At 67.8% G+C, this 22,416-nt stretch carries 29 protein-coding genes and 1 pseudogene; 22 read left to right on the forward strand and 8 right to left on the reverse strand.

Annotation, left to right across the window (positions count from 1 at the left end; translation table 11 throughout):
• Positions 1–187 precede the first annotated feature (187 nt).
• Positions 188–433, forward strand: coding sequence for a hypothetical protein (locus HF995_RS13305; RefSeq protein WP_168448307.1), 246 nt, complete (start codon positions 188–190; stop codon positions 431–433).
• Between the two features lie 128 nt (positions 434–561).
• Here HF995_RS13305 and HF995_RS13310 read toward each other — a convergent pair whose 3' ends face one another.
• The 4 genes from HF995_RS13310 to HF995_RS13325 all read right to left on the reverse strand — a co-directional run bounded on the left by HF995_RS13310 (position 562) and on the right by HF995_RS13325 (position 2,447).
• The gene (locus tag HF995_RS13310; RefSeq protein WP_168448308.1) at positions 562–1,023 is read right to left on the reverse strand and encodes a hypothetical protein; all 462 of its coding nucleotides are present in this window, start codon (positions 1,021–1,023) and stop codon (positions 562–564) included.
• Positions 1,024–1,356: 333 nt separating this feature from the next.
• The gene (locus tag HF995_RS13315) at positions 1,357–1,869 is read right to left on the reverse strand and encodes a hypothetical protein (protein ID WP_168448309.1); all 513 of its coding nucleotides are present in this window, start codon (positions 1,867–1,869) and stop codon (positions 1,357–1,359) included.
• Between the two features lie 36 nt (positions 1,870–1,905).
• On the reverse strand, positions 1,906–2,211 hold the full coding sequence (locus HF995_RS13320; RefSeq protein ID WP_168448310.1) for a hypothetical protein: 306 nt from the start codon (positions 2,209–2,211) through the stop codon (positions 1,906–1,908).
• Positions 2,212–2,228: 17 nt separating this feature from the next.
• On the reverse strand, positions 2,229–2,447 hold the full coding sequence (locus HF995_RS13325) for a hypothetical protein (RefSeq protein ID WP_168448311.1): 219 nt from the start codon (positions 2,445–2,447) through the stop codon (positions 2,229–2,231).
• Between the two features lie 238 nt (positions 2,448–2,685).
• On the opposite strand from HF995_RS13325, the gene HF995_RS13330 reads away from it, so the two are divergent.
• The 5 genes and pseudogenes from HF995_RS13330 to HF995_RS14195 form a co-directional block, all read left to right on the forward strand.
• Positions 2,686–2,856 carry a hypothetical protein gene (locus tag HF995_RS13330; RefSeq protein WP_286189668.1) on the forward strand — a complete coding sequence of 57 codons (171 nt, stop codon included), beginning with the start codon at positions 2,686–2,688 and terminating at the stop codon, positions 2,854–2,856.
• A 31-nt stretch (positions 2,857–2,887) separates the two neighbouring features.
• Positions 2,888–3,559 (forward strand): helix-turn-helix domain-containing protein, encoded by a 672-nt coding sequence (locus tag HF995_RS13335; RefSeq protein ID WP_168448313.1) that lies wholly within the window; start codon positions 2,888–2,890, stop codon positions 3,557–3,559.
• Between the two features lie 51 nt (positions 3,560–3,610).
• Positions 3,611–4,477 (forward strand): hypothetical protein, encoded by an 867-nt coding sequence (locus tag HF995_RS13340; RefSeq protein WP_168448314.1) that lies wholly within the window; start codon positions 3,611–3,613, stop codon positions 4,475–4,477.
• Between the two features lie 86 nt (positions 4,478–4,563).
• Complete coding sequence (locus tag HF995_RS13345) at positions 4,564–4,854, forward strand: hypothetical protein (RefSeq protein ID WP_168448315.1); 291 nt, start codon at positions 4,564–4,566, stop codon at positions 4,852–4,854.
• A 464-nt stretch (positions 4,855–5,318) separates the two neighbouring features.
• Positions 5,319–5,405 (forward strand): annotated as a pseudogene (locus HF995_RS14195) (winged helix-turn-helix transcriptional regulator); the annotation flags it as partial.
• Between the two features lie 366 nt (positions 5,406–5,771).
• On the opposite strand, the gene HF995_RS13975 reads toward HF995_RS14195, so the two are convergent.
• The 3 genes from HF995_RS13975 to HF995_RS13360 all read right to left on the reverse strand — a co-directional run bounded on the left by HF995_RS13975 (position 5,772) and on the right by HF995_RS13360 (position 7,794).
• Positions 5,772–6,284: a hypothetical protein gene (locus HF995_RS13975; protein WP_286189670.1), complete on the reverse strand. Its 513-nt coding sequence runs from the start codon at positions 6,282–6,284 to the stop codon at positions 5,772–5,774.
• A gap of 134 nt (positions 6,285–6,418) precedes the next feature.
• The gene (locus tag HF995_RS13355; RefSeq protein WP_168448317.1) at positions 6,419–6,871 is read right to left on the reverse strand and encodes a ParB family protein; all 453 of its coding nucleotides are present in this window, start codon (positions 6,869–6,871) and stop codon (positions 6,419–6,421) included.
• Complete coding sequence (locus HF995_RS13360; protein ID WP_168448318.1) at positions 6,868–7,794, reverse strand: ParA family protein; 927 nt, start codon at positions 7,792–7,794, stop codon at positions 6,868–6,870. Before HF995_RS13360 ends, HF995_RS13355 begins: the two co-directional genes overlap by 4 nt.
• Positions 7,795–8,223: 429 nt before the next feature.
• Here HF995_RS13360 and HF995_RS13365 point away from each other — a divergent pair, with 429 nt between their 5' ends.
• From HF995_RS13365 to HF995_RS13380, 4 genes are all read left to right on the forward strand, one after another.
• Positions 8,224–8,790: a hypothetical protein gene (locus HF995_RS13365; protein WP_168448319.1), complete on the forward strand. Its 567-nt coding sequence runs from the start codon at positions 8,224–8,226 to the stop codon at positions 8,788–8,790.
• Positions 8,787–9,392, forward strand: coding sequence for a signal peptidase I (locus HF995_RS13370; protein ID WP_168448320.1), 606 nt, complete (start codon positions 8,787–8,789; stop codon positions 9,390–9,392). The genes HF995_RS13365 and HF995_RS13370 overlap by 4 nt, the downstream gene beginning before the upstream one ends.
• A gap of 35 nt (positions 9,393–9,427) precedes the next feature.
• Positions 9,428–10,129: a hypothetical protein gene (locus tag HF995_RS13375; protein WP_168448321.1), complete on the forward strand. Its 702-nt coding sequence runs from the start codon at positions 9,428–9,430 to the stop codon at positions 10,127–10,129.
• A 62-nt stretch (positions 10,130–10,191) separates the two neighbouring features.
• Entirely contained in the window at positions 10,192–11,409 is a 1,218-nt protein-coding gene (locus HF995_RS13380; RefSeq protein ID WP_168448322.1) for a fibronectin type III domain-containing protein, read from the forward strand.
• 58 nt (positions 11,410–11,467) lie between these two features.
• On the opposite strand, the gene nrdH is transcribed toward HF995_RS13380, so the two are convergent.
• A complete protein-coding gene (gene nrdH / locus HF995_RS13385) occupies positions 11,468–11,818 on the reverse strand; it encodes a glutaredoxin-like protein NrdH (RefSeq protein WP_168448323.1) in 351 nt (116 codons plus the stop codon).
• 326 nt (positions 11,819–12,144) lie between these two features.
• On the opposite strand from nrdH, the gene HF995_RS13390 reads away from it, so the two are divergent.
• The 12 genes from HF995_RS13390 (at position 12,145) to HF995_RS13445 (ending at position 22,406) form a co-directional block, all read left to right on the forward strand.
• Positions 12,145–13,080, forward strand: coding sequence for a hypothetical protein (locus tag HF995_RS13390; protein WP_168448324.1), 936 nt, complete (start codon positions 12,145–12,147; stop codon positions 13,078–13,080).
• Positions 13,077–13,892: a DUF2637 domain-containing protein gene (locus tag HF995_RS13395; protein ID WP_168448325.1), complete on the forward strand. Its 816-nt coding sequence runs from the start codon at positions 13,077–13,079 to the stop codon at positions 13,890–13,892. The genes HF995_RS13390 and HF995_RS13395 overlap by 4 nt, the downstream gene beginning before the upstream one ends.
• Complete coding sequence (locus tag HF995_RS13400) at positions 13,889–14,467, forward strand: hypothetical protein (RefSeq protein WP_168448326.1); 579 nt, start codon at positions 13,889–13,891, stop codon at positions 14,465–14,467. The genes HF995_RS13395 and HF995_RS13400 overlap by 4 nt, the downstream gene beginning before the upstream one ends.
• Positions 14,468–14,603: 136 nt before the next feature.
• On the forward strand, positions 14,604–15,095 hold the full coding sequence (locus tag HF995_RS13405) for a hypothetical protein (RefSeq protein WP_168448327.1): 492 nt from the start codon (positions 14,604–14,606) through the stop codon (positions 15,093–15,095).
• Between the two features lie 38 nt (positions 15,096–15,133).
• A complete protein-coding gene (locus HF995_RS13410; RefSeq protein ID WP_168448328.1) occupies positions 15,134–15,607 on the forward strand; it encodes a hypothetical protein in 474 nt (157 codons plus the stop codon).
• Positions 15,607–16,689, forward strand: coding sequence for a C40 family peptidase (locus tag HF995_RS14200; RefSeq protein ID WP_168448329.1), 1,083 nt, complete (start codon positions 15,607–15,609; stop codon positions 16,687–16,689). The genes HF995_RS13410 and HF995_RS14200 overlap by 1 nt, the downstream gene beginning before the upstream one ends.
• The gene (locus tag HF995_RS13420; protein WP_168448330.1) at positions 16,686–17,303 is read left to right on the forward strand and encodes a hypothetical protein; all 618 of its coding nucleotides are present in this window, start codon (positions 16,686–16,688) and stop codon (positions 17,301–17,303) included. Before HF995_RS14200 ends, HF995_RS13420 begins: the two co-directional genes overlap by 4 nt.
• A 20-nt stretch (positions 17,304–17,323) precedes the next feature.
• The gene (locus HF995_RS13425; RefSeq protein WP_168448331.1) at positions 17,324–17,692 is read left to right on the forward strand and encodes a hypothetical protein; all 369 of its coding nucleotides are present in this window, start codon (positions 17,324–17,326) and stop codon (positions 17,690–17,692) included.
• An 81-nt stretch (positions 17,693–17,773) separates the two neighbouring features.
• Positions 17,774–18,106 carry a hypothetical protein gene (locus HF995_RS13430; RefSeq protein ID WP_168448332.1) on the forward strand — a complete coding sequence of 111 codons (333 nt, stop codon included), beginning with the start codon at positions 17,774–17,776 and terminating at the stop codon, positions 18,104–18,106.
• Between the two features lie 30 nt (positions 18,107–18,136).
• Positions 18,137–19,480, forward strand: coding sequence for a hypothetical protein (locus HF995_RS13435; RefSeq protein WP_168448333.1), 1,344 nt, complete (start codon positions 18,137–18,139; stop codon positions 19,478–19,480).
• Entirely contained in the window at positions 19,477–20,964 is a 1,488-nt protein-coding gene (locus tag HF995_RS13440) for an SCO6880 family protein (protein WP_168448334.1), read from the forward strand. Before HF995_RS13435 ends, HF995_RS13440 begins: the two co-directional genes overlap by 4 nt.
• The gene (locus HF995_RS13445; RefSeq protein ID WP_168448335.1) at positions 20,961–22,406 is read left to right on the forward strand and encodes an ATP-binding protein; all 1,446 of its coding nucleotides are present in this window, start codon (positions 20,961–20,963) and stop codon (positions 22,404–22,406) included. The genes HF995_RS13440 and HF995_RS13445 overlap by 4 nt, the downstream gene beginning before the upstream one ends.
• Positions 22,407–22,416: the final 10 nt, after the last annotated feature.

Consider the following 22,416-nt stretch of genomic DNA (forward strand, 5'->3'; position numbering starts at 1 on the left):
ACAGGGGTGCGAGGGGTTCGGGTCTGTGGTGCTGCGCGCTCCCCCGGCGCGCGGAGCGCGCCTCGAGCGGTTGACCGCTCGCTGCTTCCCCAACACACACGCGCACTCGGCACCGATGCCAACGGCGGTTTGATCGATACGCAGCGAGCCTTGACACCCTCGCGCCTGTCAAGGTGTGCTTGACAACATGATCACCGCCTCCCACGCCCTCATCACCCTTGAGCGTCAAGCAGCGTCAGCCCGGCTGAACTACGAGACTGAGGTCTCCGACCTGCTGGACACTCTCGGCGCCCTGCGCATGATCGAGCTCGCGGCGGAGCAGGCGCGACGGGCCGTGGTCGCCCAGGCGCGCACTCAGGGCGCCACCTGGCAGACACTGGCTGACACCCTCGGCGTGACCCGCCAGGCAGTCCAGCAGCGCTACGCCCGGTAGCGCTGCCTTCAGGCCGACGGAACGATCGCGAACCGGGTGTCGAACTTGACCAGGGCGTCGAGGGTGGCGGCCCTGACAGACACCAAAGGCCGGCGTCCTTGGTGGACGCCGGCCGTGGAGTGCGGCTGCTAGTCGAGCGTGACGGTGCTCGGCCAGGTGCCGGTGGCGTCGTGCGCGGCTCGTGCGGCTTCGACGATGCGGGTCGCGGTCGTCACTGTCGCGCGGCCGCGTGCGTCGAGCTGAGTGGTGGCGGTGTCCGTCAGGCTCGCCAAGGCGACCGCCGTGCCGGCCACCTGAGCCTCGACGCCCGCGCCGACGAGGGCGCGCACGGCGGGCTCGTGCGTGGGGCCGATGACGGTCGCCAGAAGGGTGAGCGCTTCGTCGAGCGCGTCACGCACGATGAGCGTGCGGCTGGTGTCCTCGGCCCAGCGGTAGACCGTCTGGCGGGTGACATCGGCGGCGGCCGCAACCTCGGTGACGGAGCGGCCCAGGGCCACCGCCTCGCGCACGCGATCACGAAGGTGGGCCTGAGCCCGTTCGAGGTTGGTCCGGGCGGCGACTATCTCGCTGATGACCTCGGTGTCGGTCATGACGCTCTCCCTTTGCGGTTCGTCTTGCTGGCCTTGCGCTCGAGTCCGGCGACCGGAAGGTCGGCGCGCCACCAAGTCTCACACCCGCAGGCCGGACAGGGCCCGAGTGCCACTGGCCGGAGCGACGAGCGAACGACGACCGTGCCGCACCACGAGCACTGGAACACCGCTTGCTCGCCCCGCTGCATCGCAATCGTCGGTTCGATCCGTAGGTCGAGAAGCGGCTGGAAGGGTGCTCTCGTGCGACTGGGGGTCCCCATGATCTTGGCCCTTCGGGCTGGTCGGGGTGGGGGGCAAGGGCGCGGGACCGGGGGCGGTCCCGCGCCGGACTGATCAGGCGAGGCGTCGCCAGGTGTTCTCTGCTTTGATCCAGCGCCACGCGACGTCGCCCTCGCGCATTCCGGTGCGCGCGATCTTGAGCACCGCGTCGTCGGTGGCGCTGTCAGGGACGCTCAGGCGGTACTCGCGCTGGTTGTCGTGCGCCTCGTCGAAGTCCTCGCCGTCGATGAGGTCGCGGTACTCCAGGGGGAGATCGCCGGGGGTCAGAAGGACCGACGCATTCTCAGCGCCGTTGCGGTCGGCGGCGAACAGCACGCGGTTGGCGAACTGCTCCTGGTTGTCGAGCGTGGCGATCAGGTCGCGGCCCTCCCGGGTCATCGGGTGGGGCCACGCTCCCCCGCCGTTGCCTTCGTCAGTGACTTCGATGATCCGGGTCTTGCCGACCTGGATGTACGTGCGCATGAACACGCCGCCGCGAGCGGGGCCGATTTCGGTGTCGACAAACTTGAACGAAGCGAGGCCGCTGTCGATGGTCTGGCCGACGGCGGGGAGGGCGGTGCTGGTCATGGTGACTCCTTGGCGGTTGTGGTGGAACGGGGCGGGTTAGGCGTTGACGTACAGGTGGCACGCGAGCACGAGGTCGAAGTCCTCGCCGTCGACGGTGCCGATGAGGTCGGCGACGTCGAGCATCGCCTGCACCTCGCGGGCCGTGATGTGCCCGCCGGGTGCGCCCATGCGCCCATGGATGCGAGCTGCGGCCCCTTCGGGGGCGGGTGTTGCCGTCGCCGTCTTGGCGGCGACGGCACGCAGCGCGTTGCCCTCGCTGTCGTAGAAGGCCACCGTGGTGGCAGGGCTGGCGTTGACGTGGCGGGTGATGAGGCGTGCCGCCGTGGTGATCTCGATTGCCATGGTTCTCCTGTTCGGCGTCAGTAGGTCTCGCACCATGTGAGTGCGCGGCAGTTGCAGTGGGAGGTGGTGCGCCAGCGACCGTCGTCCAAGCGGACGGTCTTGGCGTTGATCGCGCCACACGGTCCGTAGGCGGTCGTTCCGCAGGTCACGCAGCGGGTCGAAGCCTCGACGTGCTCGCCGGTCGCGGCGATGGTTGCGGGCGAGTCCGCCAGGGTCAGCAGGTCGAGCAGGTCCATCGAGCGCACCTGGTGCGAGGTGCGGTGTGCTGTCGCAGTTGCCATCTCTGTGCCTCCTGTGTTCCGACCGGCTGTGTAACACGATCATACACTACTGTCACACAACTAGACAACTTGCAACGAGGTCAGATGTGCCGCCTACGGTTCGTCCGTGAGCAGACCCACCGGCAATACCCCGTTCCCCCAGAGGGCTCGATCCCTGTCGCCTCGCCAGTACGCCGGGCCGATCACGCGGGCAATGCGGCCTATCCCCGTCCGGGCGTGGCTGCTCACCGTCGACGGCGAGGAGGTCGAGGTCGAGGCAGAAGCGGTCGCCTGGACGGGCCGTGCCGTCCGCGTGAGCTACGTCGACAAGTACGGACACGAGGACTCCGCCTGGGTCTGGGCCGGGGCTGTGGCGCGCAGGTGACAAAAACGGTCGCGTAGGCGACTATTTATGTATGTCCTATCTCTCCACGGCGGACCTAGCCGCTGCTCTCGGCGTCTCTCGTCGTCAGGCGCAGCGGCTCGTCGCGGCCGGCAAGGTCGACGGCGCACATCGTGCAGGCCGCGCTTACGTCGTCGAGGAGACGGCCAGCGTGAACGTGCTCGGACGCGGGCGCCCGTGGTCGGAGCGCACGGCGTGGGCCGCGCTCGGGATGTTGTCAGGGGATTCGCTCGTCGACGTCGACGCGGTACAGCGCCGCCGACTGCGCGCGCGCATGGCGCAGCTCGATGCCGGAGCGTTGGCAAGCAAGGTGCGCGCTCATGCCGCCTGGCAGCGGTATCGCACGACGACCAGCGCGTTGGCGATCGCGCGTGAACGCCTCGTGCTCTCTGGGGCTAGCGCGGCGTCGTCGTTGGGCGTGGCGACCGTGGGAGATGACCTGGCAAGCGTCTGCGGTTACTGCACCGCCGAGGTGGCGCGCGACCTCGTGACGGCCTTCGCTATGGCTCCCGACCGCAGGGGCAACCTGCTGCTGGCCGTACCCGGTGAACACCTGACGGTCGACGGGGCCCTCATGCCGGCCGGGGTCGTCGCGGTCGACCTGATGGACTCAGCCTCCGAGCGTGATCGGGTCGTGGGACGTGAGTGGATCGACGCAGCGCTGGGCGCGATGCGCCACGACTGAGCGGCTGCTATCGGCGGCCTGTGAAGGCAGGGCTGCCCGCATAGTGAGGGCATGACCCAATCCTCTAGTGCAGGGCGAGCGGCAGATCTCTCGGTCATCGTGCCGCCCGTCTCGGCTCACGGCCCCATGATGCAGCTCGCGGAGATTGCCGGCGTCCTGGCCGAGCGCACTCCCCCGCACTCTTGGATGCTCGTCGGCGGGCTCATGGTTCAGGTCCACGCGATGGCGGCTGGGCTTAGCCCGTCACGGGCTACCGAGGACGTGGACCTGGCGATCAACCTGACTGCTCCTGACGTTGTGGCCGCGAACGTGCTGGGGGCTCTGCGGGGCATCGGCTACGACGTGATGGACCCGCTCGACCGTGACGGGCCGTTGCACCGGCTCACCCGCGACAAGCACCACATCGACCTCCTGGTCCCGGACCACCCTCCGCGCAACGAGTCGACCCGACGGCGCTACCGCGTCGGTGGCCGAGAGCTCTTCAGCGCCGCGGGGGTCTCTCAGGCGCTCGCGCGACCTCAGCAGGCCCTCATCACCCTGGAGCGGACACCGAGCTTCACGGTGACTGTGCCGAACCTCCTCGGCGCCCTCGTGCTCAAGGGAGCCGCATGGAAGGCAGACAACCGTGCCGCTCGCCGTCACCTCGAGGACGCGGTGACGCTCGCCGCATGCGTGGACGACGCCGTGCCGTACCTCAGCGACTTGCGCGGGAATGACCGTCGCCGACTTCGCGGACTGCACGAAGCGCTCGCCAGCGGTGACCCGGCGCTGGCGAGGCTCGGTGCTGCGGAAGCCGTCCGGGTGCAAGACACCATGCGCATCCTTGCGACTGCGCCGGGTCCCGGCCGACAGCGGCCCGTCGTTGAGGGCGCCCCGCTGGATTGGGCCCCTTCGACGCGAGGGCCACTGGGCCGATGACCGGCCAGGACATCACCGCGACCGTTGGTGTGGTGGCGCGGCGTGTCGACGGCGGTAGCGCTATCGATAGCGCTAGGTTTGCGTGCATGACCGATCCGACACCGCCCATCATGAAGCGGCCGCGCGGAACGCTCGACCCCGCCCGGACCACTGCGCTCTACGCCAAGGTCGACGTCGACGCCAAGGATGTCTTCGTGCGCCTCTCGCACGCCTCGGGACTGTCCCTTGGTGTGGTCGTCGAGCGGGTCGCAGAGCACCTCGAGCGGGAACTGCTGGACACGACCGGGCTGCCGGAGTGGTGGCCGACTGCGGCTGTCTCGCAGGACACCCTCAACCTGGACACAAACGCTGGGAGGGCTGCACGGAAGAGCGCCTAACCGCATAAACAGAGCGGCCCGCCCCCGAAGGGGCGGGCCGAGATTCAGCAGCTCATCACCCTCAAGCTTGGCGGCGACGGAGGTGATGGGCCCCGGTTGACGCACCCTTGGTGCGTCCGTGTCTGGAGTTCATCATAGGCATCCCGGTCCATTTCGACCAGTCTTTCCACGACGACACTCCGGTGTCGAACCGTGATTTCGGTCGCGACCTGCCCGCTGGCGGTCGTCGCAAGACCGTCATGCAAGAGTGCTCATGGTCCGACGTCGCCCGCGCGATCCGGTTGCGCCCCTACCGTGGCGCTGTGGTGCGCGCTGCGCGTGTCCCTGACGTCCTGGCTGCGTTCGACGCCTGCCCACACCCCCGCTTGATGCGGATGCGCGAGGACGGACGTGCGACTCTTCGGCACCTGCTGACCGTCTTGGCCTGGTCGAGCGATTGGGAGGTCCAGCGTCGTCGTCGCGAGATGCTGGTCAGCGTTCCTCAGCGCGAGCTCGCACGTCGGTGCGGGCGTACCGAGCGCACCGTCCGCAGACACCTGCGCGTCCTTGAGGAGATTGGGATGCTGGCGACCGTGCGTGAGGGCATCTCGGCCGAGGCACGTCCCTTCGCATCCGGCGACGAGGGCAACGTGGTCCCCGTGTACGTCCTGCTGATCCCCAGGTCCAGCCTGGACGGCTCTGACGACGCCCCGGACGTCGACGACGGGGAGCCGACGATCGCGGAGGATGCCCAGGGCGGGCGCCGGCATCTCTCTCTTGTGGACATAGATGTCCTCCCCTCGGGTTCCCCTTTTAGGGGAACCCTCGTCCCAACGCACACGCGCGCGAGGCGAGCCCTTCACGAGCCGCTTCGCGGCCCTGACCCCTCTGGCGGCGCTCCGCGCCGCCGCCTCCGGTCTGCAACGCGACAGCCTGGCCTAGATGAAGGTCACGTAACGCGGAGCCCGGAGGAAAAGCGTCGACCCAATCGCGAGATCGGTGCGGTCAGCACGCTGTCGTGGCCTGCGTACGAGGTCACCAAGTCCAAGCGTGACCGTCTGGCTGCGTCTGACGAGCTGCGTAATCGCCTGCCGGTCCTGCGGCACATCTCGGCGGCTCACGTTCGCTACGTCGTCCGAGAGTTCTTCCTGGCTGGCTGGACGGTCGCTGACGTCGCGTATGCAGTCGATCACCGCCTCGACGGCTCTCCGTGGCCCCACAGTGGCGCTGACGGTGTCGCGCGTCCCGCTGATTGGCTCGCCTACCGTCTCAGCGCTTGGCGGGACGAGGCGGGCACCGTGCGACGGTCTCGGGGCCAGCGCATCGAGGCTGAGCGCGTCTCCCAGCGTGCACGTCAGCGTGTAGCGCGCGACCGTGCCGCTGCGGCCGAGGCCAAGCGTGCTGAGAACCTGGTGTCGCCTCGCCGCGCCAAGATCATCGAGAGCATCCACTCCAACCTGCCGCCTCGTCGTCGCAGATGAGCCCCGGTTGGCCGGCATCGCGCGCACCTGCGTCGCAGCTCGTCTCCAGGTGACACGAAAGGGCCCCAGAACACCGAGTGCTCTGGGGCCCTTGCCGGACGGGGCTACCCCCGGGTAATGGGTCGGCCCGACGGAAGGGACGACGTCACACGCGGCAGCGGCTCGCCGTGGTTGTAATTCTCCTCGATCCGCGCGATCTCACGCGCCAAGGCCTGCTCGACGAACTCGCCATAGCTCTTCACCCCTTCGCGGAAGCGGGCCACCTCGTACGCGGCGCGGGAACGCTCACGCACGTCGGCGTCGATCTGAACCGTGATCGGTTGCTTCTTGCTACCGGTACTGCGCTTCGTCGGGGCGGCAGAGGTGCTGACCACCTCCGCGGACGCGACGCTCGGGGTAGGCGCAGGCAACTCCGTGGGAGCGGGAACAGTCACAACAGGCTCTACGTCGCGGACGGGTGCCGGGGTCGTCTCGCGCTTATCACGGCGGATCGTTGAGGGCTTGACGCGACGCGGAGGCGGCGGCGTCACGGTGCGGTTGGGCTGTTCGGCGCTCATGACGCCACCTCCTGCGTCTCGTGTTCGGTCAGGCGGGCCACGACCTCCTCGGTGAGGGCATGGAGATCTTCCGCAACCGTAGTGGCGGAACGAGGACCGCTCTGCGCGGCCGCGACCTCGCCGCGACGCACGCGCCACCACTCGGGCTCCTGGCGGACCGCGTCATCGAGCTCGTGGACCAACAGCCGGCGCTTGCGAATCTCCTGGGCGACCGCGCTCGAGTGTCGGATCGTGCTCTTGAACAGAACGTCTTCGCTCTCGAGACTCTCAGCGACCATTGCGCGGGCGTTCTCGCGCACACGGCTCGCAGCGGTGTCGACGTCGAACAGCGCAACTCCGAGCAGGTCGACGTCAGGGTTGTACGGCAGCACCGCCGCGAGGCGACGTGCCACGTCATCGAGCCCCTTCTGCGATCCTGCGTCGCCACGCGACGGGATAAGGACCCAGCGCGCGGCGGCGATCGCTGCGGACTGGAGGGCGTCGTTGCCCGGGGGGCAGTCGATCAGAATCACGTCGTAGTCGTCTGCAACGGGGACAAGGGCCCGCGCCAGGGAGAGAGCTGCCTTGGCGGCGTCCCTGCTGCCCTGGGCGGCCAGTGCAGCCTGTGCCATGTGCAGGGCGTCTCCCCCGATCAGCACGTCGAGGTTGGTCCTGACCGCGCGATGCGGCGCGGCCGCTCCCCCGTATGTCAGGGAAGTAGCGAGTGCCGCTCCCCCGTCGTCAGCGTCGGTGTCGACGTATCCCAGGTCCAGGCCGAGGTTGCCTTGTGGGTCCATGTCGACTACCAGCACGCGCCATCCGCTCAGCGCGAGAAGACCTGCCACGTTCGCGGTGATTGTCGTCTTGCCCACGCCACCCTTGCCGTTGATCACGGCGATGGTTCGCCCTAGCGCCGAGCGGTCGAGTTCGTCAGTTCCAGGCATCGTGGTCTCCTCATGGTCGAGCCAGCAACGCTGGCTTCACTTGCTTCGCTTCAATAACTTAGATCGTAGTGAACACCGGGAACCCTGTCAACACTGACAACACCAGAAATGCAAGCGTTTGTTGGATGGCGGCGGCAACCGACGAGTACATGACTAGACGTCCAACTCATGCCGCACGCGTGAGAACGCGCGCGTTGGACTGGGATGGTGCTCGCCCCTCCACTGAGGCCGAGAGTGACGGCAACGATGCTACCGATGTCAACGCCGGTATCACCGGCATGACTGGCAACACCAGGAACGCGGCAAAAACTGGAAACACAAGTAAAGCCCTTTTGCCTGGACGTATCAACCAGGCGTGAGAAGCACCCGGCGTGCGTGTGAGGGGCGTGGGCCTGCACAGGGCTGGCCCCACTGACTCTGGGAGACCTCATGCGTTCTTCGCGTCATCAGGCTGCGCTCGCCGCGCGGCGCTCGGTCATCATCCGTTCATCCATGGCTGTACTAGCGATTGGCGGGATCGCAGGGGTGGCGTCCGTCGCCGCCTTCTCCTCGTCGGTCGTGGTCCAGGCGGAGGTGGTGGCCGGCACGCTGGACATCAACCTCGACGGCAAGGTGGGGACTGAGGCGAGCCCGTACATGCTCCCTCTGACCACGGGCAAGATCGAGGCCGGGTCGACGAAGACGACCACTGTGCAGGTCAACAACACCGGGAGCGTCGACTCGGTTCTGGGGCTCGTGACGTCCGTCGAGACACCGACATCGGGCCTGGCGGGTCAGCTCACAGCAACGGTCAAGGACGGCTCGACCACGCTCTACGACGGCAAGCTCGCATCTGCCACCTTCGACAAGGTGACACTCAACGGCGGCGCGACGAAGACGCTGACGGTGACAGTCACGGCTCCGAACAACCTGGCGAACGCCTACAAGGGGACAGCGGACTCGGTTCGCCTGGTCTTCAACGCGGTCCAGGCATCGGCAATGGTGGACACGCCGTGACCGCAACGCGAGCGACAACACCGGTGCTGCGGTTCTGCGCGCAGGTGCTCCTCACCGCTGCGGCTGCGCTCGGCGTGGCCTCCGCGCTGCTGTTTGTCGGCACGAAGGCAGGCGTCGTAGCGACGTACTACGTCACGTCGGGGTCCATGGAGCCGAGCTTCGGGGCAGGGGACCTACTCATCTCGCGTCCGATCAGTGCTGCTGACCTCGCTGTGGGCGACGTGGTAACGGTCCAGGCGTCCGACGGCTATCTCGTGACGCACCGCGTGCAGGAGATCGCGGACGGTGCCGATGCCTCGTCGCGTGCGGTGATTCTCAAGGGTGACGCCAATGCGACCCCTGACCCGACGCCGTACCTTGTCGACGACGTGTGGCAGGTCGCAGTCGCGGTCCCAGGAGGGGCGACGTTCTTTGCGTTCCTGACGACCGGCCTGACCCCGGTGTTCATGATCGCGGCGATCATAGGCGTGGCGGGCTCTCTGCTCATGGGACCAGGACCTTCGCGTTCGCCGCGTCGTGTGGCGGAGCGAGCCGAGACGGAGCTCGAGCCGCGCCCCCTGGTGATGTGGCTGCCGGAGCCGGTCGCGGAGCCAGTCCCGTGACTGCCACACGTCGAGGCATGGGGGCGGTGGTCTGCTTGGTGCTGCTCGCGGTACCTGCGACGGGTGCGAGTGCCGGCGTCGAGCCCGGACTCGTGGCTGACCATGCGCAGCTCGTCATCGCCGACGTCGCCCCGGGGCATCCCGGTGTAGGCACGACGTGGCTGACGAACACCGCCAGCATTCCGCTCCAGGTCACCGCGCTGTCAGTGGCAAGAGGCGACCTTGTTGCCGGTGGCCTGACGGTCACCGTGCAGGCGTGCTCGGCCGCCTGGGTCCACGCGGACTGCCCCACAGGCGCGCTCGAGGTTGCCCAGGCCACGATTGTCGAGGGAATCACCACGACGACCACCACGTTCCGCATCGAAGCCAACGACAAGACACAACTTCGCGTCGAGGCGTCCTTGCCCAGCACCGTGGGCAATGAGGCTCAGGCACGCTCAGCGAGCGTGACGCTGACCTGGGCAGGCATCAAGGCGCCCTGGCGTCCTGGAGACCCTGAAGACGAACCTGCGGCGCAGCCCACGGTGGAACCGTCCTGGACACAGACCGACCCGAACACGCCGAAGATCACGCCCGAGGAGCCACGCCCAGGCCCCGGGTGGCTACCGCGAACTGGCCCCGCCGGAACAACAACGATCATCGGCGCAGCGGCAGCCCTGATCTTGGCCGGCATCGGCACGGTCAGCGCTCGAGCGCTGATCACCCAACGCCGCCGAAGCACCACCGAAGGAGCTTGATCCCCGTGACCCGTCCCGCAGCTCGTCACCGCGCGAGAAGCGCCCGCTTGCCTCTGGCTTTCGTGGCCGCGGTACTCGCCCTGGTCTCCGTCCCGGTCGCGTTGAAGTCCTCGCCTCCCGAGGTGACGTCAGCGGCGTTCTCTGCCTCCGCGTGGGGGAGGGCGACGATCACGGCCTCGGCACAGTGGGAGGCGACGTCGCCGACCGCGTTGGCTCTTTCCAACACAACTGCCCGTGTCACTTGGGTGGCTGCTGAGGGTCACACGACCTACACGCTCCAGCGCGCAACCAACGCTTCGTTCACTGCGGGATTGACTGCTGTCACGGTCAGCGGGACAACGTCCAATGTCACAGGCCTGGCGCAGAACACCACCTACTATTTCCGCGTCCGCGGTGCAGCGAACACCAACCTGCCATGGTCGGCCGTGGCCTCCGCGAAGACAGGTCCTGGCTCGTCCGTCACCAAGGTCGAGCTCATGCCTTACAGCGACATGCGCCTGCCTCACGGGCTGGTCGTCGACTCGTCGAACGTCGTGTGGGCTGCCGACTACAACACGGGAAGCCTTCTCCGCGTGCCTGCCGCTGGAGGCACTGTCACGACCGTTCTTGACGCGACATTCCCAACGAAGTCGATCCGCCAGATCTCGCTCACACCTACCTCGGGGGATGTCGCCATGGTGGTGAATGTGGAGGACGAGACACCTAACGCTCAATCAGGTAAAGATGGGATTTACCTGAAGTCGGGCGCGACCGCACGAAGGTGGGTCGATCCCGCACCGTACGGACTCGCCTACAGTGCCACCAGATCGCGCTACTACGCGACCGGCCTCGATGCGGCGGGCCGGACGGGCAGGGCGGTCTACGAGTGCACGACGGCCTGGGCTTGTGTGCGGATCTGGGAGAGTCCCGTGTGGATGGCGTACCTGTCAATTGCGCCGGGAAGTTCCAAGCTCACAATCGGGAGCGCGGATCGCATCTACAGTTTGGATTTATCGACGAAGAACGCTGTGATCGTCGCGACATTGGGAGGTGACGTGCGAGGCGTCTATTCTCCGACGGAAAACCTCTACTTCGTCGCCGACTACGCTGACGGTCTGGTTTGGCGCGTGCAGTATGTGCCCTCCACCGGGGCCACCAACTCGCAACTCATACTCACTGGGCTCCCCGGGACGCGAGCGATGGCGACGACGAGCAACGGGGACCTCATCGTTGCGAACTCAGCGCCAGCCGCGAACATCAACCTGCGCGGTATCTGGAAGTACGCGGGGCTGGGTAGGTAAGCAACTCAGCGTCAAACGGATTGTGAGGGGGCCTTTAGTCCGGAGTTCGCCGAGAAGATCATGCGAGCGTAGGCGACGCAGCTCGATCAGGAGACCCGATGGGGGCACCTACGACTGATACGCGGGCGGGTCTTAGGGGCGTCGCGTTCTCGGACCGCGACGCCAGAGCGGCGATGCGTTCAGGACGGTAGCCGCTCCAGTGTTCGGAGGGGCTGGCCACGACGACCGGCACTTGCTGGTAACCCATGGCGCGCACGGACTCAAGGGCGTCAGCGTCGGCGGTGAGGTCTACGAGCTCGTAGGCAATCCCGCGCTTCTCAAGAGCGCGGAGGGTCGCATCGCACTGTACGCAGGCCGGCTTGCTGTAGACGGTGATCGTTGCCCGGGTCGGGTCTGTAGTGGCGGTCATAGGTGCCTCCATGCTCGGGTCGGGTGGGGGTTAGCACCTATACACGCGAGGTGCGCGGACGTGAGTCCTCGTTGAGAGGGGGTGGGGGCCGATCACGACTTCCGGGGCGTGAGTTGCACCTCAGTCTGGCGGGCAAAGCGGTCATTAACGGGCGGGTCTATTGACTTATCAGTATCAGGCCGACTAGACCTGCTCCCGGGTCTAGTAGTGACCAATGGGGGACAGGTGGAGCGGTTCGCTCCACGCGCTTTCGCGCTAACTCCCGGTCCCGACGGCCACGGCCTGGCCGGGTGAACACGAGCAGAGAGCACGCCATGACGATTGAGATGACCGAGCCGCGAGAGCTCGAGGCCGATGCGCTGAACCGCGAGGCGGCCGAGGCGCTGACCGCCCAGATTCGCGAAGCGACCGCTCGTGCTGTGGGTGCGCTGGCCGAGGTCGACGAGGCAGTCGAGAAGGCTTGGGCGGGACGGGCCTGGATCGCGATGGGCTACGACTCGTGGGAGGGCTACTGCACGGCTGAGTTCTCCGACACGCGCCTGTGGCAGACGGTCGAAGAGCGCCAGCAGCGGACCTTGCACCTTCGTGAGGCGGGCCTGTCGACGCGTGCGATTGGCGCTGTGCTTGGCGTCGGGGTGGGGACAGCGCACCGCGACCTCACGGTGGTATCAGGTGTTCCATCTGGAACACCTGATGAGCGTCAGACGGGCGTCGACGGACGAAACTACCCGTCGCACCACGTCCCCGAGTCCGTGCTGAGCCGTCGGGTCAAGGCGGCGGAGCTGGCCAAGGCGGGCCTCTCGCAGAGTCAGGTCGCCGCCGAGCTTGGTGTCTCGCAGGGCACGATCAGCAGCGATCTGAGGTTCATGACGGACCTTGTGGAGAGTGCTCCCGAAGCGGCCCGTGAGGCGGTGACGTCGAACACGCTGACCTTCCAGACCCTCATCGAGAACTTCGACGTCACGACGACGCCCGCATATGACCTGGGTAAGGTCGCTGCCGGTGCCATGCGTGACCTGTTGCCGGTCGCGCGGTACACCTACGAGAAGGTCGTCCTGGCTGATGCGTGGGTCGAGGAGGGTCAGCGGGCGAGCGCTGTCGACGCGCTCGTGCCGAGCCTCGCGGATGCGGCAGTCGCGCTCGTGAGCGCCATGAGGGAGATCAACCCTGACGAGATTGCGGACGCCGAGCAACGGCTGCGCTGGACTCAGACGTGTGGTGACCTCGCACGCCTGACCGCCGCCTGGGACGGGCGCGCATGAGCACGTACCGCATCTCGAAGGTCGCAGACCGGCGCATCGGCGCGGTCGCAACGACCACGACGGTCATCGTCGCCCTGGCCGCTGCCGTCCTGTCATGGCACGGCCTGACGATGCTGGGCCAGAACGCTGGTCTCGGCGGTCTCGCGGTGCTCCTGCCGCTCGTGATCGACGGGACGATGCTTGTTGGCACGCTCCACGTCCTGCACTCCGAGCACACTGGCATGTCCACCCGGTTCGGATGGGGGCTAACCATGGCGGGGGTTGTGCTCTCGACCTGGGGCAACATCGCGGGCGCGACGACGACGACCATCGCGTCCACGATTGTCCACGCAGTGCCCGCGCTCGCCCTGGCCGCGTCTGTCGAGGCGACCATGCGGATCATCCGCCGTCGGGTGCATGAAGCAGCTCGTGCGACCACCGAAGTGCCCGCGCTGGTCGCCGCGACCGTGACGCAGACCGTGGCAGCGCCGCCTGCTCCTGCACCTGGTGCGGCGCGTACAGCGAAGCCTGCACCGGCACCCGCGCTGCCCGCCTCCACCGCCACAGATGCTCCTGCGTCGTCACGCCCTGTCCCGGTGCCTGAGCGACGTCTGCACGCCGTGCAACCGCGCCCGGACGTGACCGAGGCCGTGCGCCGCATGGGCGAGTGGATGCACGGCGAGCAGGAAGCGGGACGGCCCGTGTCCGCTGGTCGTGCGCACAAGGCTGGCCTGGCCTCGTCCGAGAGCACAGCACGACGTTTGCAGGCCAAGGTCAAGGAAATCGGCGTTGAGGCATTTGCCCTGCGCACAGACGAGAGGAAAGCGCTGTGACGGCGCAGAGCGAGGACGTGACAGTAAGCGAGGTCGATCCCGACACACGGCCAGCGCGGGAGGTCGCCTATGACGCCGACGAGTTCGCGGTCGCGGTGCAGACCTGGCGACCGCTCGTCCGCAGGCAGTTGGCGAAGTGGGGTGAGGCGGGTCGCGTCGAGGACGTCATGGCGATGTTCGCCTCGGACCTGTGGACGTCCCTCGGGCGTTGGGAAGTCGCTAACGGCAGCCCGCCGCTCGTCCAGTGGGCGCATGGGGTGGCGAAGAACACCGTCAGCACGTACCTGCGTACGGAGCGCCCGGGGCGCGGCCCTGCCGGTCGCCAGACGGTGCCGCTTGAGGTGCTCGTGGAGCTGCCAGGTCGCGAGTCAGAGAAGGCGGAGAAGGCCGAGGAGACGCGCGCTGCGAGAGAGATCATCCGCCAGTGCGAGACGTACTATGCGTCGATCCCAGGCGGGCTTGCGAAGTGGAAGATGATTCTGGATCAGGCCGACCATGAGCGGCGTGGCGTCAACGCACGCCAGCACGCCCTGGAGCTGCTGGAGACCTTCACCGACTCGCTCGACGAGGACTGAACCGGCTTGACGACCCCTGTGGCCGCGTAGGAGGGCAAGACCCCCTCGTGTTAGGACGCCGACAGTGGAACCAGAAGAAGCGGCCACGATCCGAGTCGTCTCGGAGATGCTCTGGTTCCGACCGTTCGCCACCACGGTGCTCGACGTGCTGCCGGTGACCGCCTTCGAGGACCGCGCATCCATCGTGGCGGTGATTGCAGAGCACGACGTCAAGCGTCCTGACGTCGCCCCTGACGGCATCGAACGACCGACGAGCATCGTCGCCTCGCTCCACGCTCACGCCCTCGCCGTCGGCCATTACGAGCGCGAGCTCGCAGCATGGCGCTCGAACAGCATGAACGGCCCCGCGCCCGTGTCCCCGTACCTCATGGTTACCCCGCCCGAGCGACCGTCGGTGGACCTGACCTTGCTCAGCCGCGCAGACACGATGATCGCCACCGGGCGCATCGGGGAGGTGATCGCGCCACCGCCCGCCGTCGCGGCAATTCCCCCCGGGGAGGCCCTGGCCTACCTCCTGACACTCAACGAGACGATCCCCGCCTTGCCACAGTCCTTCGAGAGGCCCCGCCCAGTAGTCCACGGCGGACCGCTGAATGGAAGACCCGTGAGCGGTCCCGGCCTCGCGTAGTCCCCGTAGAGACCGATCCGATAGCGGAGGGGACACCCATGAGCGACACGCTGGTGAAGATCACCCAGGTTTGTGGCCACGAGACGAGCGTCGACCTCGGCACTCGCAAGCCGTTCGAGCGCGAGAGCTTCCTGAAGTGGCTGCGCGGCAAGCAGTGCCGCGTCTGCGACCCCAAGGAGCAGAAGAAGCGGCAAGCCTTCCTCGACGAACGTCGCCGTCAGGAGGACGAGACCGCCCGCGAGGCAGAGAAGGCCTTCGGGTTCACCCCGCTGAACGGCCCGCCCAAGGCTCTGGCGTGGGCGACGCGCGTGCGCGTCGCCATGGTCGCGGCCGCGTGGCAGGAGCTGGGCCTGGACGAAGCGGAGTTTGACCGCACTGTCGGTAAGCCTGCGGGCGAGGTGGACGCTGCAACGTGGTGGCTCGACCATCGCGATACCACCTCGGAGAGCCTGCCGGCACTGCTCGCCGCCGCGCTCGGTGAGCCAGGCGTCGCAGACGGAAACCCCTTCTGATGGCTGCTGCCACCACGGGGCTCGCGGTCAAGGTCGCCAAGAGCGGTCTGATCCGCAAGATCGTGCGCGTAGGGCTCACGATCTACCTCGTGGGCTTCATGGCGCTGATCGCGTTCGCGGTCACAGTTCTCGGCGGCTCCATGGAGTCCGAGGGGGTGACTGAGACGGCCACCGGCGCGCGCGTGCCGGTCGAGTTCGTCCCCACGGTCGTCGCAGCAGCAGACGAGTGCAACGAGGTTGATGCGCCGACAATCGCAGCGGTGATCCACGTCGCCTCGGGCTGGGACCCAGAGTTCCAGGACGTCGGGCAAGACCGAGTCGGTCTCGGGGCCTACACCGCCCAGGACTGGACTCGGCTCAACGGGCGCACCGCCGAGAGCCGCAGGGAAGCGACCACCTCTATCACCACCGTTGCGGTCGAGCTGTGCGGCCTGGACAACATCCTGAGTGTCGTCGAGCCGGACCCCGTCGCGCGGGCTCGTATGACCATCGCCGCGCGCATGTACGGGGTAGCGGCGGTCCAAGACGCGCGCGGTGTGCCCCAGGTCGACGGTGCGCTCGAGTACGTGAACGCCGTCGAGGAAGCGCGTACGTCCCTCGCCCTCCAGTTCGGTGGGGGAGTGGAGAGTTCCGAGCTCGGCGCTCGGATCGTGGCTCAGGCACGCTCCGCAGTCGGCACGCCGTACATCTGGGCGGGTGGCACGCCGAGCGGACCGTCCGCCCCCAACGGAGGCACCAAGGGTTTCGACTGCTCGGGCTTGGTGATGTGGGCGGTCTACAACGCATCCGACGGCAAGATCGCGCTGCCACACCTGGCAAAGTCACAAGGTGGCCTCGGCCAGGCAGTGCTCACCGCACGGGGGAACCAAGCGGACCTGTCGCTGATGAGCCCCGGCGATGTGATCGCGTTCAAGCTCTCCAACCGCGTGGGCATGGCACCGACGGACTATGACCACGTGGGTATCTACATCGGAGGGGGGCGGATGATTCACGCCCCCAAGCCGGGGTCATACGTATCGGAAGCGGACCTCAGTTCGAGCTATTGGGCCACGACCATGTGGACCGTCAGGAGAATGGGATGAAGTACCTCACACGCGCCGCCAAGACGGCTCTGATCGCTGTGGCCGTCGTTGTATCCGTGGCCGTGGCCGGCATCGTGTACGCCGCGACCCGGCCCGAGCCTGCGCCACCTGTCGCCAGCCCGACCGACGGGCGCGTGCCTGGGCTACCTGACCCGGTGCGCGTGACGTCTCCCTCGACGCCTGTGGCGACGCCGCCCATCGACCCCGAGCACCGCGGCCTCTTCGATGCCAAGGAGGACGAGATCGTCACCTCGACGGCCAGCGCGCTGTTTACCTTCGACACCCGCGTCGACAAGGGGCCGAGCGACGTCGCGGCGCGCGCGGCAGGCTGGTTCATCGACGGTGCAGCACCCGAGACGATCATCGGGCCGTGGGCCACCGCCGAGGGCTGGGCTGCTCTGGGGGCGACCACGACGTCCACGCTCGTAGGTCTCTCGGACGCCACCGAGGCAGGTGCTCCCCAGAGCCCGTCCGAGGTCATGAAGCGCTACGTCGCCACCGTCGAGCTCAACGATGGCTCGACGATCACGCAGCGCGACGTCATCTTCGACATCACGCTCAAGCGCCTGGCGGACGGCGTGTACTGGCGCGCCTCGCAGGTTCGGGAGATGTGACCGTGCGCACTGTGCTCCCGATGATCACGTTGCGCCCCGACGACGAATGGGTTGCCTCGATGGGGTTCTTCCGCCGACTCGCGGGAGGAACGTTGGCGGTCGTACTCGTACTGGCCGTGATCGCGCTAGTCGTTGCGGTCGTGGTCCTCATGCTGACCAAGGCTGCACCCCAGGTGTTCGGCTCGCGTCATCCGGACCCGTCCTCGATCTTCAAGGTGATGCTCGCAGCGGCCCTCGCCGGCAGCCTCTCTGGACTGGTCGGCTGGGGTGGAGGGCTCGACCTGGGACAGGCTCTCAGATCGTTCTACAGCGGCGGGAAGTCTACGGGCGTGAAGCTCGAAACCTGCCAGGGCCACCTGGCTGACAAGCTGGAGAGCTGCAAGGAGTGAGGGGGGACGACTAGTAGTCGTCCCCGATCATCCCCCGGCGTGCATGTAGGTGGTGTTCGCACACCTACTCAAGGAGTCACCATGCTCGCCACCTTGGAAGCAAACCTCACGTCGACAGCCCTCGCTGTCCTGCCCGCCAAGATCGACCCCGGCGTCAAGGTGAACTGGTCGTTCTTCCCGTTCATGAAGACCCTCAAGGACGCGGCGGGCGGTCTGATCGCCGTTGGTCTGGTGATCGGCGTCATCGGCATCGTGATCGGCGCGATCATGCTCATGATGGCCAAGTCCACGAAGTCGACCCGGATGAGCGATGCATCGGCCACCGTCCTGCTGTGGGTCATCGGCACGTCGGCGGTTATCGCCTCGGCCAGCGGCCTGATCATGTGGGGCGCGAGCCAGAGCCTCGGAGTCTGACCCGTGTGTGCTCCGTGGGACGGCGCATGCATGGCGAACGAGATTCTCTCGTCGTTCTCGAGCGACATGGCGGAGTCCGCCTGGGGGTTCCTCGTTGGTGCGTTCACGGGCTCCGCGTCCTACATCTCTGACGAGCAATGGTCGGTTGCGACCATCTTCACCAACCGCTTCGCGGCGGTCATGGCGATCTTCACCGTCATTGCAGCTCTGCTTCAGATCGTGCGCGCCTTGTTCGCCGGACGGACGCGAGACGTCCTGATCCCCGCCGTGGCAGCGGTCCTGGCGTGGCCCGTGACCGCTGTCTCGGTGTGGCTCACGATCAGGGCGGCGGGCGCACTCGATCACCTCGTGAGGGCGATGTTCGGGTCCTCCGACGACAGCGCGCTCGAGTCGATCTTCCTGCCGCTTGCAGCGCTCGGCACGGAGACGTCACCGCTGGGAACGGGAGGGTTCGGAGCCACGCTCCTGCTCCTGGCCCTGGTCTGGATCGCGTCGCTGGTCCTGTCCCTCGTGATGATCTTCCGCAACTTCGCGCTTCTGATCCTCGTCGCGTTCGCCCCGGTCGCTCTCATGCTCCTTCCGGCGTCGATCACACGGTCGTGGAGCAAGGTTTGGGCGCAGTCGGTCGTCGCGCTGATCATCGCCAAGCCTCTAGCGGCAGGGGTGCTGCTCATCGCCGCCGAGTTGACCGCTACAGCGGACGGTATGGCTCAGGTGCTTACCGGCCTGACCGGGCTCATCGTGGCGTGCGCCTCCCCGGCTGGTGCGTTGCAGCTCGTGCGCTTCACCGGCGCGACGTCGGCCACGACCGACACTGCTGCGACGGCGGGAGCGATAACCAGCCCGGCCGGCAAGGCGCAACGCACGTTCACGTCGGCGTCCCACACCCTGCGAGGGATGCGCCTGGGTGGTGGGGGCGCGTCGCGTGCTAGCGCTGGGGTCGCCCGTACGCAGGCGGTCCCGATGCCGTCCGCCAAGGGGGCGGTGGGAAGTGGCGCAGGCGGTGCGGCTACGGGTGCCACCAGTTCTGGGGGCGTCGGAACCACGGGCTCGGGTTCGGGGGGTGCTGGCACATCCGCAGGATCGAAGTCGGTCGCCGCTTCTGGCGCTGCATCAAAGCCGGCATCGACCCCGAGCTCGTCCTCGGCAGGCGTCCCCTCACCGGCTCCCGGACAGGTTCGTCCGACGCCTGCGCCCGCCGCGAGCAGCCCGCGCGTGGCTCCTGCACAGTCGTCGCCACGGCCCGCGCCCGCACCGGCACAGCCGCGACCCGCACCGGCACCGCAGGCGGCTCCGGTCGTGCAGCCTGTCTCCGCGCCGAGGCCCGCCGCCCCGTCGCCTACACCCCCGGTACCGCAAAGGACTGATCGGTGAGCACGTACCTAGAGACCGCACGGTTCCCCCGTCTGGAGCGACAGGGGTTCATGTTCGGCATGACGGGAGGGCAGCTCGGGGTCCTCGCGGGCGCGGGCGCCCTTCTGATGCGCGCTGTGCTCTCGCAGGACGTCACCAACATCGTTACGACGATCCTCTTCGTCGCTGGCCCGCTGGCGGCGTTCGGGACCATCGCGGTCCAGCGGCGCGCGCTGACAACGATCACCCTGGAAATCGGAGTTTGGTACATGCGCAAGCTACTCGGGCAGACCACCTGGAAGGTGCGCCCGGAGTCCACCGTCGAGGACCACTCGTTCGGCGTGCCGGGAGCCGTCGGCACCCGCATCTCCGTACACCGCACGGGGTTCGCGGACGGGGCACTGCTGTGGGATGCCCGGGAGAATACTGCGACCGCAGTCATGCGGGTCGAGGCGACGAGCTTCGCTCTGGCATCCGACGACGACCGCGCCGGGCGTGCGGCTGGTTGGGCGCAACTGTGCGCTCAGGTGGTCCAGCACGAGGGTGTCAGCCGCGTCGCTACGTACGCCCGCACGATCCCAGCGGCCAGCGCGGCCGCGAGCGACTACTACGTGCGGACCTCGGCGCAGCGCGGCGCAGGTGCGGCTGCGTCGGAGTGGGCAGACGCGCAGTACCGCGAGCTGCTCGACCAGGGCCGCTCGCTCGACGCTGCTGTTGGCGTCGTCTCCCGTGACACGCTCGTGGCGATCACGATTGACGCCAATGCGGCGCGCAACCTCATCAGGGGCGCAGGCGGAGGCAAGCGGGGGATGTCGCTTGTCATGGCGCGCGAGGTCGCCGCGCTCGGTCGCCTCCTGGAGGAAGCGGGCGCGACGGCGACCTCGTGGCTGACTGCCGAGGAAGTTGCCGAGACGATCCGTGTCGCGTTCGACCCGGGTGCGGTCGACGCTCTGGAGGACCGGCGCGCTCACGGCGCGACCCCGGTCCAGGTGCCCGCTGCTGGTCCGACGGTCGTCCATGAGGAAGTCGATCACCTCGTGACCGACACCGGCTTGCATCAGACGTTCTGGGTCGCGGAGTGGCCTCGGACTGAGGTGCCGATTGGCTTCCTGGCGAACCTGCTGTGTCGTGGGACGTACGCGCACACCTTCACGCAGGTGTTCACCCCGGTGCCTCTGCACAAGGCGCTCAAGGACGTCGCTGACGCCCGCATGGGCATCGAGTCCCAGATGAACGTCAACACCCGCCTCGGTCGCCCGATCACCGCCGAGATGCGCGCCTCTCTGGATGACGTCATGGAGCGCGAGCAAGAGCTGACGCAGGGCTTCGGTGACGTGCGGTTCACCGGGTACCTGACCATCTCGGCTCCCACCGAGGACGGCCTGGGGGCGGCGCGCGCGGAAGCGCTCATGGCCGCCTCGCAGCTCGACCTGCGACTGCTCAAGCGCCAGCAAGCGGCGGCGTTCACCGCTGCCGCCCTGCCGATTGGGTGGGGGCTGAAGTGAGCACGCAGACAGTCTTCTCCGTCGAGCGCAGGGGCGAGTCGCGCGGGGAGCGTAAGGCGCGCCGCGCCGCCGAGCGGTCGGCTCTGGCGGCGCTGAGCGCCCAGACGACGGACGTCGAGCAGGAGGTCGAAGACTTCCCGCTGGTGAAGGCTCCCCGGTGGGGCCGCATGGCTGACGGGTTCTGGGGTCCCGCTGCGCCGAAGCTGCCGAGCCACCGCGTGACTTCGCTGCGCTTCGGCGTCGCGACCCCGTTCCTGGCGGAGGCTGGGATCGGCAACCACGGTGCGGTCATCGGCGCTGACCTGGAAGCGGGCGGTCTGTTCGCCATGGACCCGTGGGAGCTCTACCGCGCGCGCCACATCACGGGCCCGTCGATGCTGAGCATCGGCCTCCAGGGAACGGGCAAGTCTACGACGAACAAGGCCATGGCCTGCCGCCTGATCGCCCTGGGGCGCAAGGTCGCCGTCGCGTCCGATCCGCGCGCGGAGTGGGTGCGTGTCGCTCACGCGGTGGGCGGCAAGGTGATCGAGGTCGGACCCGGACGTCCGGCCCGTCTCAACCCACTCGACCCGGGCACGCGCCCGCTGGGGATCAGCGACGAGCGCTGGGAGTCGCTGGTGACACAGCGCCGGCGACAGATCGTGGCTACCGTCCTGTCGCTGCTGCGCAAGGGCGCTGTGCTCACCGAGTACGAGCACACGGCGCTCGACCTGGCGCTGACGCGCATCTTCGCGACGCACACCGAGCCCACGCTGGTCCACGTCATGGAAGCTCTGCTCGACCCGGCCCCGGACGCGCGGGCGATCGTGAGCGATCACGGCGAGCCGCTGGGCCTGGCACTACGTCGCCTGGTGACGGGTGACCTGGCCGGCATGTTCGATCAGCCCTCCACGGTCGAGTTCGACGGGCAGGCTCCCATGCTCGTGATCGACACCTCGGCGCTGCTCGGAGGCGCGGAGGAAGCGTTGGCGATCGCCACCGCGTGCACGTCCGCATGGCTCGACGCCGTGGTGCGCGCCGGGTCGTCTGACTTCTGGCTGATCGTCAACGAGGAAGGCTGGTCCGCCATGCGCGACCCCAAGGCCGTCGAGCTGATGGACGCTCGCCAGCGCCTGGCAGGGGAGTGGGGCATCGCGAACATGCTGATCATGCACGAGCTGAAGGACCTCGACATGGTGGGTCCCGAGGGCTCCCCGCAGCGCAACCAGGCGCTCGGGCTCATGAGCAAGGCGCAGGTGAAGATCATCCACCGTCAGGCGCGCGAGACCGCGCCGCTCATGGCGTCCACGCTGGGCCTGACCAAGCGTGAGCAGGAGCTCGTCACACGCCTTGAGCAAGGTGTCGCGCTCTGGAAGATCGGAGCCAAGAGCTTCCTCGTGCAGACGCAACTCACCGACGGCGAGATGGCCGTCTTCAACACTGACGCCAAGCGAGCGGGGTAACGATGTTCGA

This window comes from Sanguibacter hominis ATCC BAA-789, from assembly GCF_012396185.1.
Lineage (GTDB): Bacteria > Actinomycetota > Actinomycetes > Actinomycetales > Cellulomonadaceae > Flavimobilis > Flavimobilis hominis.

Coding starts and splice junctions, on each gene's coding strand:
- HF995_RS13305 (WP_168448307.1), top strand. CDS start 188: ATGATCACCGCCTCCCACGCCCTCATCACCCTTGAGCGTCAAGCAGCG.
- HF995_RS13310 (WP_168448308.1), bottom strand. CDS start 1,023: ATGACCGACACCGAGGTCATCAGCGAGATAGTCGCCGCCCGGACCAAC.
- HF995_RS13315 (WP_168448309.1), bottom strand. CDS start 1,869: ATGACCAGCACCGCCCTCCCCGCCGTCGGCCAGACCATCGACAGCGGC.
- HF995_RS13320 (WP_168448310.1), bottom strand. CDS start 2,211: ATGGCAATCGAGATCACCACGGCGGCACGCCTCATCACCCGCCACGTC.
- HF995_RS13325 (WP_168448311.1), bottom strand. CDS start 2,447: ATGGACCTGCTCGACCTGCTGACCCTGGCGGACTCGCCCGCAACCATC.
- HF995_RS13330 (WP_286189668.1), top strand. CDS start 2,686: ATGCGGCCTATCCCCGTCCGGGCGTGGCTGCTCACCGTCGACGGCGAG.
- HF995_RS13335 (WP_168448313.1), top strand. CDS start 2,888: ATGTCCTATCTCTCCACGGCGGACCTAGCCGCTGCTCTCGGCGTCTCT.
- HF995_RS13340 (WP_168448314.1), top strand. CDS start 3,611: ATGACCCAATCCTCTAGTGCAGGGCGAGCGGCAGATCTCTCGGTCATC.
- HF995_RS13345 (WP_168448315.1), top strand. CDS start 4,564: ATGACCGATCCGACACCGCCCATCATGAAGCGGCCGCGCGGAACGCTC.
- HF995_RS13355 (WP_168448317.1), bottom strand. CDS start 6,871: ATGAGCGCCGAACAGCCCAACCGCACCGTGACGCCGCCGCCTCCGCGT.
- HF995_RS13360 (WP_168448318.1), bottom strand. CDS start 7,794: ATGCCTGGAACTGACGAACTCGACCGCTCGGCGCTAGGGCGAACCATC.
- HF995_RS13365 (WP_168448319.1), top strand. CDS start 8,224: ATGCGTTCTTCGCGTCATCAGGCTGCGCTCGCCGCGCGGCGCTCGGTC.
- nrdH (WP_168448323.1), bottom strand. CDS start 11,818: ATGACCGCCACTACAGACCCGACCCGGGCAACGATCACCGTCTACAGC.
- HF995_RS13390 (WP_168448324.1), top strand. CDS start 12,145: ATGACCGAGCCGCGAGAGCTCGAGGCCGATGCGCTGAACCGCGAGGCG.
- HF995_RS13395 (WP_168448325.1), top strand. CDS start 13,077: ATGAGCACGTACCGCATCTCGAAGGTCGCAGACCGGCGCATCGGCGCG.
- HF995_RS13410 (WP_168448328.1), top strand. CDS start 15,134: ATGAGCGACACGCTGGTGAAGATCACCCAGGTTTGTGGCCACGAGACG.
- HF995_RS14200 (WP_168448329.1), top strand. CDS start 15,607: ATGGCTGCTGCCACCACGGGGCTCGCGGTCAAGGTCGCCAAGAGCGGT.
- HF995_RS13420 (WP_168448330.1), top strand. CDS start 16,686: ATGAAGTACCTCACACGCGCCGCCAAGACGGCTCTGATCGCTGTGGCC.
- HF995_RS13425 (WP_168448331.1), top strand. CDS start 17,324: ATGATCACGTTGCGCCCCGACGACGAATGGGTTGCCTCGATGGGGTTC.
- HF995_RS13430 (WP_168448332.1), top strand. CDS start 17,774: ATGCTCGCCACCTTGGAAGCAAACCTCACGTCGACAGCCCTCGCTGTC.
- HF995_RS13435 (WP_168448333.1), top strand. CDS start 18,137: ATGGCGAACGAGATTCTCTCGTCGTTCTCGAGCGACATGGCGGAGTCC.